Below are 12,594 nucleotides of genomic sequence, written 5' to 3'. Positions count from 1 at the left end.
GATGAGTCTATTCTTTGGGTTGATTCCCGATAGTGCCGCAGCGGCTATTTGGGCGATGGTGGTGGCAAGTCTGCTGCCACTGATGATGGCGCTGACAGCAAAAGCGCTTGGTGGTTTTAATTTTGCTGACAATGCCCACCCGCGTGATTTCTTACAAGGGACGACAGGAGCTGCCGCGCGGGCCAATGCTGCCCAGCAAAACAGCTATGAAACCTTGCCTATATTTTTGGCAGCAGTATTGGTTGCGATGCTGTTTTTTGTACCGCAGTTGATAATTAATACCATCGCTTGGCTTTATGTGCTGATTCGTATTGGGTTTTGCGTGGCCTATATTACCAATTTAGCGACCTTTCGCTCTATTCTTTGGGTGCTTTCGATGGCTTGCTCATTGATGTTGTTTTATTTAGCGATTCGGGTCAGTTTTTAGCTTATTGCTGCTGTAAGTCTTTGAGATTTTTATTTTTAACACCTTTACAATATCGATCATAAGGCGCTGTTTATTCGCATGTGCTATTTTGCAGCGCCGCGATAATCACCGCTTTATTTTTTTCTCTTTTAATACGTTCCCACAAGGTTTGCGCCTCAGAGTAACCTTTGGTCAACATACCAAGCCACTGCTTATAACGCCCGACCAACACCACATCGTTTTTCGCCGCACCCTCTAAAAACTTAATCTGATGGGTAATTAAATCTTGCCATGCTAAGGCTGTCAGTGTTTTTGTGTCATTATTATCGGCATCAATCTTGGCAATCAAATCAGGACGGGTGACGGCGCCGCGACCAAGCATCAGATGCTGGGTTCCTGACTGTCCCATACAGTTTTGTGCGTGCTCACTATTCCAAATCTCACCATTGGCAATCACTGGTATAGCAAGCGTATTAAAATTTTGGATTTTATCCCAATAAGCGGGAGGCTTATAGCCTTGGGTTTTGGTACGCGCATGAATGGTTAACCAATCAGCGCCGCTCGCAGCAATCGCCGCTTTGATATCGTCCATGCGACTCGTATCGGTATAGCCCAAGCGAATCTTTGCGGATACGGGAAGATGAGCGGGTACGGCTCGGCGTACGGCGCTGATAATCTCATGCATCACCTCAGGCTCATCAAGTAGCACCGAACCACCACGATGGCTGTTAACCGTTTTAGCCGGACAACCAAAGTTGATATCAATCGCAGGCGCACCAAGCTCGGCAGCATAAGCGGCATTTTCTGCCATCAATTGCGCGTCACTACCGAGCAACTGAATATGAATCGGTGTACCGGATGCAGTTTTGGCATCATGATGCAACTCTGGCACGTATTTATAAAAAACGTGTGCTGGCAAGACAGTTTGGGTGACGCGAATAAACTCACTGACCGACCAATCATAAGGACGACCCAAGTCTGACGCAATTTGGGTGAGGATTTGGCGCATCAAAGGATCGGTCAAACCTTCCATGGGCGCAAGCAGGCGAACAGGATTGGCAAATAATTGCTTTATGGTGTTTTGGCGTGCTTGAAGTTGTTGATTATGATTCATGATCGGAGAGTCAATGTTATAAAAAGAGGTCGGCAAAGGCGATGAGGTGAGAGATAGACGGGCAGATTAAGTATTACCAAAAATGACCTTTTTCCCTGTCTGCAGTCCTGATACCAAGTCTTTAATATTATGAATATCTAAATTGCTTTGCGCGCGCGTACACGCAACGTAGAGCAGACGCAGTTCTTCTGGGCTAATCTTGACCGCATTGGTGGTCACGTCATAATAAAAATCATCATCAAGCTGCACTTTGCCCCACTCAAGCCCTTTGGCTTTATGCGCGGTTGAGATGACATAATCAGCATTTTCGATACGGGTTAGGCTGTTAACTGCCTGCGTCAACACATTGGTACCATGGTCATCGACCAACTTCACCAAGGTTTTAAGGTCGCTGCCTTCATTGGTTTCAGAGTATTCTTGAACATCACCCCAATTATAAAAATACGCCAGTTCGGGCACGCCATACGCCGATTTACCATTTTTTAAGTTTTCGGCTGCCTGACAAAATTTAAGCATACGATCAGTATCGGCTTGTAACGCCACTCTATGCCCAAGTTTTAAACCAGTTAATAACTGCGACATCGCCGCAGCATTGGTACGGCAAAGAATGGCATCTTTTTTACTATGCACCATGCCTTTTTCGGTAGACGATTGCTTATTAGGATTGCCTTTTAATGGTACGTCTTCTTGTAAGGCTTTGAGCAAGGTATTGGCAATCTCAGCAATTGGTTCGCCAAAACGAAACGATTGGGTCAATAAGGTTTGCGGCAACGGCAGTTTTTTCATCGCATTGACCGCGCCGCGCCACTCATAAATCTGCTGATGGGCGTCACCGACATAAATCACCTGCCGTGGCTGCTGGGTCAAAATCCCCATCATCAACGGATCGGCATCTTGAGCTTCATCAAATAAGATAAAGTCCGCAGGAATACTCGGTTTCGATAGTGCCCACAATTTAAGATAAATATCATGGCCGATACCAGCCGGATGGCGCGCATCAATCGACTGTAACCAGCGCTGCTCAACAGCAGGGTAGAGCATTTCGCGCAACTGCTCGCTATCTGACTCAGCAAGCCAGCTTGGAAATTCAAGATGCCTTGGGGCAGGATAGCTGGCGTGGGTACTACAAAAATTACTCACTGCATCACTGACAAACCGCGACAAGCGCGCTGGCGTGAGGGTAATATATTTATTCACCCCATCCATTTGCCGGCGTACTTGTACCGGTTGTAAGCCCAAATCATCACCCAAACGCTTGGGTGAAAATCTCGGTAACGACAATTTAGCGGTAATATCACGTGGTACGTGACGGTAGGCTAATGAGTGAAACGTCCGACAATCGACATGACCGGGGAATTTTTGCCGCGCATCGTTGGCAATGGCTTTGTTAAAGGCTAAATACAAGCCGCGACCGCGCAGACGCTCACCAATTAATTTGAGCGTCGTGGTTTTCCCTGCACCCGCATAAGCGACCACTTTAAATGATTTGTGATCCATCGCCATATTGAGCGCGTTCAGCTGCTCATCAGTGGGATCGCTCATATAAGCTGGCATCGATGCGGACATAATAAAGCTACCTAAAAAACTAGAATGGGGTCAAGATTAGCGACGGTAAAAAAAGCCACTGCATAAACAATGGCTGACGGCTGATAATAACGGTGATATTGAGACACTCATTAACACTGAGGGTAGTACTGAGCGACTTAAATAAGAAAGCGATTTAAATAAGAAAGTTATATTAACAGATTAGCGTGTTGGCTGCTTTTTGAATAAGTGCCTGATAAGTAAAGTTATTCTTTCTTCAACTCTATATCGTCTGTCAAAGTCAGTTTACGTTCTTCTTTGATTAAAACTTTCGCCAAAAACAATCCCAGCTCAAACAATAACCACATTGGGATGGCAAGCATTAACATCGACACCCCGTCGGGCGGTGTAACGACCGCTGCAACGCCAAAACAGCCGACGATAATATAGCGACGTTTATCTTCTAGACTCTGAATGGAGACGACACCCGCCAATATCAATAGTAAAGTCACCACTGGAATCTCAAAGGTAAGCCCAAACACCATAAACAGCTTGAGCGCAAAGCTTAAATAACTGTCGATATCTGTCATCGGTAAGACGTTTTGCGGCGCAAACATGATAAAGAACTTAAGCACGCCCTTTAAAACAATAAAATAAGCAAACGCTACGCCCGCATAAAATAAAAATATCGAAGACATCAGTACAGGAATAGCGACTTTCTTCTCTTTTTTATACAAACCAGGCGCGACAAACGACCAAATTTGATACAAGATATAGGGCATTGCCAAAAATGCCGCCACAAAGATACTCAGACGTATTGGCGCCATAAAGTTAGAGGTGATATCGGTTGCTATCATCGTCGAGTTGGCGGGCAACTGAGCAACCAATGGGTTGGATAAAAAATCATAGAGCTCACGTGAAAATCCGACCAACGCCAAAAATAACACCAGTACCGCGACGCATATCTTAATCAGATGCCGACGCAATTCAATCAAATGCTCAGTAATCGGCATATCAGCCATTGAGCTTAAGATATCACCAGAGTCATCATGCGCAGCGGCATCTGTAATAGCATCGATGTCTGTAGCCGTTACTTTTTCTTGACGGCTTTTTTTACGCTTAAATAAACCCACTAATCATTCTCCTGCTGCTTGGCAGAAGCCTGCTGAATTGATGATTTGTTAATCGATGGTTTATTTAAATGGTTATTTAATAACGTATCGGCTTTATAATTGGGCAGGTAGGGCGGCTGCGGCAGACGCCTTGCTTTGTCATAAGCGCCCAAACGAAACCACATGTTTTCCCAGGGTTTGGTAATGGCAGTTTGGATTATTTGATGGGTATTGTCATTAACATCAGTTTTCAGATTAGCATCATTATTTGAGTTCTGTAATTCTAATGGTTCAGGCGCTGTTAATTTTTTATCGGAGTCATAGCGGTCGTAAGCGTAGTCAAATTCTTTTGGCGTTACTGATGAATGATCGTCTTTTTCATGGTCGATTTTATTACTAGCACTATCCACTTTCGCAGTATTAACTTGATGCGCGGCTTTAAGATGCTGGTTTTGCGAGGATTCAAATTCTTGCAGACTGCCGCGCATCTCTGCCATCTCACGGCGCATTTCTGCTTCAGTTTCACGAATTTTCGCCAGCTCTTTTTGCATTTGCTGCCGCGTCTCTGCCAAGTCAAGCTCAGCTTCGATTTCAGACTGTAAAGTAGACACCGTACGACGAATTTTGGCATACCATTGTCCAGCCGTACGCGCCGCTTGGGGCAGTTTTTCTGGCCCCAAAACGATTAAGGCGATGACGCCAAACAGCAGTAATTCTGAAAATCCGATATCAAACATAATGTCTCAATGCCACTATTAAATGCTATACATTATGCTTGTCATCAACCTTGGTGGTTGTTCGCTCTTCAGGGTGCGCGTTGCCGTCATGATCGAGCACGACTTGTTTTTTGGCATGTTCAGTATTTTCATCTTTAACGGCGTCTTTAAAACCTTTGACCGCGCCGCCCAAATCTTTACCGGCATTTCTTAGCTTGGAAGTGCCAAATACGACCACCACCACCACCAATAAAATCAGCCAATGCGTAATGGAAAAACTACCCATGATGCTATCCTTCTGTCTTGGTTTTTAGTCTTTATATAAATACTTTGAGTGTATAGAATATTGCTGTCGTACACAAAAGCTATCGACAGCTTATGCGAAGTAATACGTCACTATATTATAACCTGCACTTGTGACAAAAAGGTGAAAGCAACAATAATCAAACAGGGTAACGGCTAAGCTTAAAAAACGCTAGCGCGCGGCTTTTTCATCAATACCTGACAGACCAAAACGTCGGCCTAGCTCATTTAATACCGCTTCTGATTCTATATCAAACCATGCCAGCCCAACTAAGCTATGGAACCAAACATCAGCGACCTCATAGATCAGCTCGTGACGCGCTTCGTCATACTGGGTTTTATCCACATTTTCATCGCAATTGGCTAAGTCTTTAGCCGCGATAATGCTCTCGGTACTTTCTTCGCCTACTTTTTCTAATATTTTATTTAAACCCTTGGCGTATAAGCTTGCTACATATGAGCTGTCAGCCTCTGCTTGTTTGCGCTCAGCCAATACTTTATCAAGCTGCTGCAAAATAGAATGAGTGGTAGCAAGTCTGTTATTTTGATGGGTGTGCAAATGGTCTATATCTTCCGCCGCCGCTTCATTAATTTCAGGAGTGGCTTTTGCTGCGGCGTTTGTCTGATAAATCTCTGCGGGATCTTTTAATACTTTATCGACGGTTTGCCATTCAGGTGTTTGCCCTGACAAATCCAAACGCTGATAAAAACAAGACTCGCGGCCAGTATGACATGCAATACCGCCCGCTTGCGTGACGCTCAGTACAATCACATCAGCGTCGCAGTCCAAACGAATATCATGCACGCGCTGGGTATGCCCAGACGATTCGCCTTTATGCCATAACTTGCCACGCGAGCGCGAAAAATACACTGCCGTCTGCGTTTCGGCAGTCAATTGCAGCGATTCGGTGTTCATCCACGCCATCATCAAAATACGTCCGGACACATAATCTTGGGCAATCGCAGGAATCAAACCATCAGTATTAAAATTTACGGCAGCAAGCCAAGCAGGTAAAGTCATAATCTATCAGTCGTCTTATAAAAGAAATGAGAAAGTGGTAAAAAGTATAAAGTAATAAAGATAGCACTCAAACCCTACTTAAACACAGCTACCGCTGACATTCAATATGTTAACGCAGGAAATAAAGCGCAATTATAGCAGCAGCACGTTTTGCGCGTAGTGTATTTCATATCAACTAACGCACCCTATAAAGTATCGATTAAAACTTTCCTTGGCAAAACAGCGTACTATCTGCTAAAATAGCGCCTCCCACCTCGAGGCAAATAGCCGTTTAGTGCTTGTTTTTAAAGCGACTATTCGTTTTTACTATTTGACGACCAGGTTCTATCAAAGACAAAGAGGCAAATCATCATGAAAGTTAAGATGAAAACCAGAAGCGGCGCCGCTAAACGCTTCAAAAAAACAGCGAACGGCTTTAAGCGTAAACAAGCATTCAAAAGCCATATCTTGACCAAGAAATCAGCTAAGCGTATTCGCCAGTTGCGCGGTCTAAAGATGGTGGACAAGTCTGACGAAGCAGCAGTTCGTCGTATGTGCCCATACATCTAATAGCCTATCGTCATTTAGCTTTAATCAATTAAAGATATTTGACTTTGCAATTTGATAACGATGTCTATTAGTTAATTATTTGATGACATCGTGATTCGTTTAATAATGATTAAAAAAATCTTGGAGTAATTTATGGCCCGTGTAAAACGTGGTGTACAGGCAAATCGCCGTCACAAAAAAATCTTAAAGCGCGCAAAAGGCTACTACGGCGCTCGTTCACGTGTTTATCGCGTAGCGGTACAAGCAGTGACCAAAGCTGGTCAGTATGCATATCGTGACCGTCGCAACAAAAAACGTACTTTCCGTCGTCTTTGGATTGCACGTATCAATGCTGGTGCACGCTTAAATGGCTTAAGCTATAGCCGCCTTATCAACGGCTTGAAAAAAGCAAACATCGCTATCGATCGTCGCATACTTGCTGACATCGCTATGCATGATGCAGCGACTTTCACCGCCTTAGTTGAAAAAGCAAAAGCGGAATTAGCCTAAATATTAATTATCCTTTAAGTATTCTGCTTGTTTGAGTGTTTGCTTAAATGGATAGCAATAATATTGATTAATAGTACGATATTAATAAAAGCTACCGCTGGTCGGTGGCTTTTTTTATAGTAGATTATTTTACAGCCAGTTTTATACCGCAAAAATGTAAAACGTTTTTAGTAAAGTTGCACTTTTTATTGTCTAAATATTCAAGCCATTTATATCACACGCCTTTGGTTGAAAATGAGTGGGTAAATGGTTTGCAATATTTGGTCAAATCCCTACAATTATAAATCACTATTATTAATAGTCCGTTTAAATCAGGAAGAATGCGTCTTATGACTACCCCTGCTGCTACCACCGATTTGTCGGCGCTACCGACCTTGTCCACCGAGCTCAGCGAGTTAAACGAAGCTCAGTTAAATGAGTTTGCCAGTGCTGCTGAAGCGTTAGTTTTACAAGTAACCGATGTGCGCGCGCTACAAGATTTACGTGTGCAACTGACCGGTAAAAAAAGCCCATTAACCGGCTGGTCAAAGCAGATGGGCAAACTTAGCAGCGATGACAAAAAAACTTACGGTGGCTGGTTACATCAAGTGCGTAGCCGTATTCAAGATGCATTGACGGCGCAGCAGCAAGAGCTAGAAGTGGCGGCATTAAATGCCAAGCTTGCCAGCGAGAGCATTGATATCACCCTGCCTGCGCGCGGCGGTCAAAAAGGCCATTTACATCCCGTGACCATGATTACCCAGCGTATGCAGCAGTATTTTATCCAAGCGGGTTTTAATGTCGCCACTGGCCCTGAAGTTGAGAGCGATTATTATAATTTTGAAGCGCTAAATATCCCGTCGCATCATCCAGCACGGGCGATGCACGATACCTTTTATTTTGATGCGCATTATTTACTGCGTACCCATACCAGTCCGGTGCAGATTCGCACCATGGAAAAAAATGAGCCGCCGATTCGTATTATTTGTCCAGGTCGCGTGTATCGTAATGATTCAGACCAAACCCACTCGCCGATGTTTCATCAGTTGGAAGGGCTTATGGTGACAGAATCGAGCACCTTTGCCGAGCTAAAAGGCTTGATTAGTGAATTCTTAGAAGCGTTTTTTGCCAAAGAGCTGACCGTGCGTTTTCGTCCATCATTTTTCCCGTTTACTGAGCCTTCTGCTGAAGTTGATATCCTTGATGATAATGGTAAATGGCTTGAAGTCATGGGCTGCGGTATGGTACACCCGCAGGTGCTGACCAATTGCGGTATTGATAGCGAAAAATACACCGGCTTTGCTTTTGGCATGGGTATTGAGCGCTTTGCCATGCTGTATTACGGTATCGACGATTTGCGCCTGTTTTTCCAAAACGACGTACGCTTCTTAAAACAGTTTGGCTAGAGTTTTCCTTGTCAATATGACAGGTTAATACGTCACCCTTTATTCTAAAATCTTTATTATAAAATTCAGATCCGAGATATTTATGAAAATTAGCGAACAGTGGCTACGTCAATGGGTAAACCCCAACAATAGCAGTGAGCAATTGGCTGAACAACTCACGATGGTAGGGCTTGAGATTGACGATCGCTTTGCAGTTGCTCGTGCTTTTAGCGGCGTGGTAGTAGGTGAGGTAATCAGCGTCGAGCAGCATCCCGATGCCGATAAACTGCGCGTCACGCAGGTCAATATTGGTGCCGCTGAGCCGTTACAAATCGTTTGCGGCGCGCCCAATGTGACGGTTGGTATGAAAGCGCCGGTTGCGACCGTTGGTGCCGTTTTACCATCTAACGACGCAGAAGGCTTTACAATTAAAAATGGCAACCTACGCGGTGTCGACTCTAACGGTATGCTGTGCGGAGCCTCTGAAATCGATTTAATCGATAGCATCGATGGCCTGCTTGAGTTGCCAAGTGATGCACCTATTGGCATGGATATCCGTGAGTATTTAGGTTTAGACAATCAAATACTGGATATCTCTATCACCCCAAATCGCGGTGATTGCTTTAGTGTACGCGGTATTGCCCGCGAAGTATCAGTGATTAATGATTTGCCAATGCAGCAGCCTGAGATTCCTGCCAACGTGCCAACTGACGCTAACGGTGCTGGAAATACTACGCCAGCAGTAACAGTAAGCGCGGTTGAAGCGTGCCCACGCTATTTACTCCAATCAATCAGCAACATTGATCGTAGCATCGATACGCCAAAGTGGATGACTGATGCGCTCGTACAGTCAGGACTGCGCTCGCATAACTTTTTGGTTGACGTGACTAACTATGTATTGATGGAACTCGGTCAACCGCTACATGCGTTTGATGCTGATACCATTGAAGGCGATATCGTAGTACGTTTGGCGCAGCCTGCTGAGACCATTACTTTATTAAATGAGCAAACTATTACTCTAACGGGTGATGAGTTGGTCATTGCCGATGATAAAGGTGCATTGGCACTTGCTGGTATCATGGGCGGTCAGCGCAGCAGTGTCACTGATAACACCACCAATATTATCCTAGAAAGTGCCTTTTTTAACCCATTAGCGATCGCTGCACGCGCCCGCCGTTTTGGTTTGCATACCGATGCCTCACAACGCTTTGAGCGTGGTGTCGATTTTGAATTGCCAGCGTTAGCACTAGCGCGTGCAGTTGATTTGATTACCAGTGTCACGAGCTCTCAAGCTGGGCAAATAGTAAAAGTAGAAAATATCGTGCACTTGCCAACACGTACGCCGATTACTTTGCCAATCACTAAAGTCCGTGAGGTCATTGGTATTGAGATTGAGCCTGCCGTGATGGTGCGTATTTTGACTCAATTAGGCTTTGAGGTAGAGCAGCAAGCAGATAAGCTGATTTGCACGCCGCCATCGTATCGTTTTGATATGAGTATCCGCGAGGACTTGATTGAAGAGATTGCCCGTATTTACGGTTATGATAATATTCCAAGCGTCTTGCCGCATTTGCAAGTCAGTATGGATTATGACGACACCGCGGACTTGACGCACGAGATGAAGCTCGCGCTAGTCGATAATGGCTATATGGAAGCCATTAGCTTTAGCTTTAGTGATGCAAAAATAGAAGCCTTGCTTGATGATAAAGCGCTGGGCGAAGTGTTGGCACTGGCCAATCCTATCTCTAGCGACTTGGCAGTGATGCGCCGTACTTTGCTATCAAGCTTATTGCCTTGTGTGCAATATAACCTCAATCGTCAGCAGCCGCGCGTGCGTTTCTTTGAAACGGGGTTAAGCTTTGTCGGTCAAAGTATTAGCGAGTTGGTACAAACGCCAAGTATTGCGTTGGTTGCTGTCGGCGATGTTTGGGATGAGCAAGCGTATCAAAACCGTGCGCTAGATTTTTATGATCTTAAGCATGATATTGAGCAGTTATTACCTGCGCAAATCGACAGTGCGCGTATCCGCTATGAGCGTAGTGCGCTTGCCTTCTTACATCCTGGTCAAAGTGCTAAGCTCTATATCGATGAGGTATATGTCGGTTGGTTGGGTCAACTCCATCCTAATACCGCTAAACAGCTAGACTTGCCAGCGACGTGGGTGGCGCAATTGTCACTGGCGCCATTATTAACCTTGGTACGTGAACAGCACGCTATCACCACGCCAAGCAAATTCCCGCACGTACGCCGCGATATCGCCATCTTAGTCGATAGTGACATCAGCTTACAGACCTTGCAGGCGACGATTCGTGCCGCAGCTGATGAATTGCTGACAGATTTATGGTTATTTGATGTGTATGAAGGCGACAAAGTACCAACTGGTCAACGCTCTTTAGCATTCGCTTTAATATGGCAAGACAAAGCACAGACATTATCTGATGACGCAGTAAAAACGGCGACAGATAAAGTCGTGCAAGCGCTAACTGAACAGCATGCCGCTCAGTTGCGTGATAGCTAAAACCAAGATATAACCATCTAAAACGCTCTATGGCCTCTGCATAAATGAGGCTATGGCGTTTTGCTATTTATAAAAATGATTATCTGATAGAAATTTTCATCCTTAAAAAAGTTAAGTGGTTATTAATAAAGGATTTTCATGCAGACTTTATGAAAAAGATGACAAAAAACCTTTATAATAACTAACATTAATTCTCATACCGCTAAACCATGATATTCGACATCACGACATAGCATAGGAGTCGTACTGTGAGCACCTTAACCAAATCTGACATGATTGAGCATTTGATGAGTCATCTTAACCTAACACGCCAAGAAGGCCGCTGTTTGGTAGAGAATTTTTTTGACGAGTTGTCAGAGAGTTTGATTGATGGCAAAGAAGTCAAGCTGTCAGGCTTTGGCAACTTTGAGCTTAAAGATAAAAACAGCCGTCCTGGACGTAACCCAAAGACAGGCGAGCCAGTTGCCGTATCAGCACGCCGCGTGGTCACCTTTAAGACGGGTCAAAAATTTCGCCAACAGGTAGATGAGAAATTATTTGACCAATAAGGATCGGGCAGTAAGTAAAAATGATGGTTATCACAGTAATATATTCGATAGACTGTGATAACCATCATTTTTTTTATGTCGCGCTTTTATGACACCCCACTTTTTTATAAAGTATAAATAGTAGGCATAAAAAAAGAGAGCATAAGCTCTCTTTTTTACTACAGTACTTTTATTATGAAAAATAAAAATTACTGAGCTGGTTCTTCAACAACAACTTCGTCAGCAGCATCAACAGCTGGAGTTTCGCTAGCTACGTCAACGCTAGTAGTAGTACCGTCTACAGGTACTTCAGCATCGATTTCGTCAGTAGCAGTAGCCGCTTGTGCTTGAGCGATGTCAGCTTCAGCATCAGCTACAGCAGCTTCAGCTTCAGCAGGTACCGCTTCACCTTCAGCAGCAGCGTCGTCTAACTGTTCTTGAGCGTCTTGCACTTCTTCTTGCGCGTCAGATAAATCTTCAGCAGCGTTTTCTTTGTTGCTATCACAGGCAGTAAGGCCCATAGTTGCAGTCATGATACCAGCTAGAGCAAGTAATTTAAGTTTCATAAGGTTTCTCCGGGAAAATGAAATGATCAGTAGCAGCAAAAAAGGTTGAATCTCCGAGATTTCCCAGAATTCAACTAGTATTAATTACAGCTACTCAGCTTTCACGCATTCTATATGATTTCTTTCTGGATGGAAAGAGGCTGTACAATTAAGTAACAATAAAATTGTAAATCAACTTTTAATTTGCTCGTTTAATATACTTTTTAATACAACAACTCAAATTAATCGACGTATAATCAATGACATCAGGATGTTTTGGCGCTTTTTCTATAAAAGGATTTTCTTCATAATTTTAAGAGTATTTTTTGCTTATTGGTAGCCTTGGTATCAATAAAATTGACATTTAAATACCTACCCCACTCTCAACTTCGAAAGTGATTGAAAA

General features: G+C 44.0%; 13 protein-coding genes. 6 read left to right on the top strand and 7 right to left on the bottom strand.

Features of this window, described 5'->3' with window-relative positions:
• Position 1 precedes the first annotated feature (1 nt).
• A complete protein-coding gene (locus tag IQ457_RS11430) occupies positions 2-427 on the top strand; it encodes an MAPEG family protein (protein WP_144297679.1) in 426 nt (141 codons plus the stop codon).
• Between the two features lie 70 nt (positions 428-497).
• Here IQ457_RS11430 and IQ457_RS11425 read toward each other — a convergent pair whose 3' ends face one another.
• From IQ457_RS11425 to hisIE, 6 genes are all read right to left on the bottom strand, one after another.
• Complete coding sequence (locus IQ457_RS11425) at positions 498-1,520, bottom strand: tRNA dihydrouridine synthase (RefSeq protein WP_200663374.1); 1,023 nt, start codon at positions 1,518-1,520, stop codon at positions 498-500.
• A gap of 66 nt (positions 1,521-1,586) precedes the next feature.
• On the bottom strand, positions 1,587-3,086 hold the full coding sequence (locus tag IQ457_RS11420; RefSeq protein ID WP_191690735.1) for a UvrD-helicase domain-containing protein: 1,500 nt from the start codon (positions 3,084-3,086) through the stop codon (positions 1,587-1,589).
• A gap of 224 nt (positions 3,087-3,310) precedes the next feature.
• Positions 3,311-4,177, bottom strand: coding sequence for a twin-arginine translocase subunit TatC (tatC, locus tag IQ457_RS11415; RefSeq protein WP_200663372.1), 867 nt, complete (start codon positions 4,175-4,177; stop codon positions 3,311-3,313).
• Complete coding sequence (gene tatB, locus IQ457_RS11410) at positions 4,177-4,893, bottom strand: Sec-independent protein translocase protein TatB (RefSeq protein ID WP_200663370.1); 717 nt, start codon at positions 4,891-4,893, stop codon at positions 4,177-4,179. Before tatB ends, tatC begins: the two co-directional genes overlap by 1 nt.
• Positions 4,894-4,918: 25 nt before the next feature.
• Complete coding sequence (gene tatA / locus IQ457_RS11405; RefSeq protein ID WP_144297674.1) at positions 4,919-5,158, bottom strand: Sec-independent protein translocase subunit TatA; 240 nt, start codon at positions 5,156-5,158, stop codon at positions 4,919-4,921.
• 189 nt (positions 5,159-5,347) lie between these two features.
• Positions 5,348-6,196 carry a bifunctional phosphoribosyl-AMP cyclohydrolase/phosphoribosyl-ATP diphosphatase HisIE gene (gene hisIE, locus IQ457_RS11400; protein WP_200663368.1) on the bottom strand — a complete coding sequence of 283 codons (849 nt, stop codon included), beginning with the start codon at positions 6,194-6,196 and terminating at the stop codon, positions 5,348-5,350.
• Between the two features lie 351 nt (positions 6,197-6,547).
• On the opposite strand from hisIE, the gene rpmI reads away from it, so the two are divergent.
• The 5 genes from rpmI to IQ457_RS11375 all read left to right on the top strand — a co-directional run bounded on the left by rpmI (position 6,548) and on the right by IQ457_RS11375 (position 11,664).
• On the top strand, positions 6,548-6,745 hold the full coding sequence (gene rpmI, locus IQ457_RS11395; RefSeq protein ID WP_011281253.1) for a 50S ribosomal protein L35: 198 nt from the start codon (positions 6,548-6,550) through the stop codon (positions 6,743-6,745).
• A 132-nt stretch (positions 6,746-6,877) separates the two neighbouring features.
• Positions 6,878-7,234, top strand: a complete 357-nt coding sequence (gene rplT, locus IQ457_RS11390) for a 50S ribosomal protein L20 (protein ID WP_200663366.1) — start codon at positions 6,878-6,880, stop codon at positions 7,232-7,234.
• A 329-nt stretch (positions 7,235-7,563) separates the two neighbouring features.
• Entirely contained in the window at positions 7,564-8,619 is a 1,056-nt protein-coding gene (pheS, locus tag IQ457_RS11385) for a phenylalanine--tRNA ligase subunit alpha (RefSeq protein ID WP_144297672.1), read from the top strand.
• Between the two features lie 82 nt (positions 8,620-8,701).
• Positions 8,702-11,116: a phenylalanine--tRNA ligase subunit beta gene (gene pheT / locus IQ457_RS11380; RefSeq protein ID WP_200663364.1), complete on the top strand. Its 2,415-nt coding sequence runs from the start codon at positions 8,702-8,704 to the stop codon at positions 11,114-11,116.
• A 248-nt stretch (positions 11,117-11,364) separates the two neighbouring features.
• On the top strand, positions 11,365-11,664 hold the full coding sequence (locus IQ457_RS11375; protein ID WP_200663362.1) for an integration host factor subunit alpha: 300 nt from the start codon (positions 11,365-11,367) through the stop codon (positions 11,662-11,664).
• 188 nt (positions 11,665-11,852) lie between these two features.
• Here the strand turns inward: IQ457_RS11375 and IQ457_RS11370 are convergent, their stop codons facing one another.
• Positions 11,853-12,209, bottom strand: coding sequence for a hypothetical protein (locus IQ457_RS11370; RefSeq protein ID WP_200663360.1), 357 nt, complete (start codon positions 12,207-12,209; stop codon positions 11,853-11,855).
• Between the last annotated feature and the right edge of the window lie 385 nt (positions 12,210-12,594).

It is taken from the genome of Psychrobacter sp. M9-54-1, assembly GCF_016613355.1.
GTDB lineage: Bacteria > Pseudomonadota > Gammaproteobacteria > Pseudomonadales > Moraxellaceae > Psychrobacter > Psychrobacter faecalis.
The sequence above is the reverse complement of the archived record's forward strand: the minus strand, read 5'-3'. Positions and strand labels throughout refer to the sequence as shown.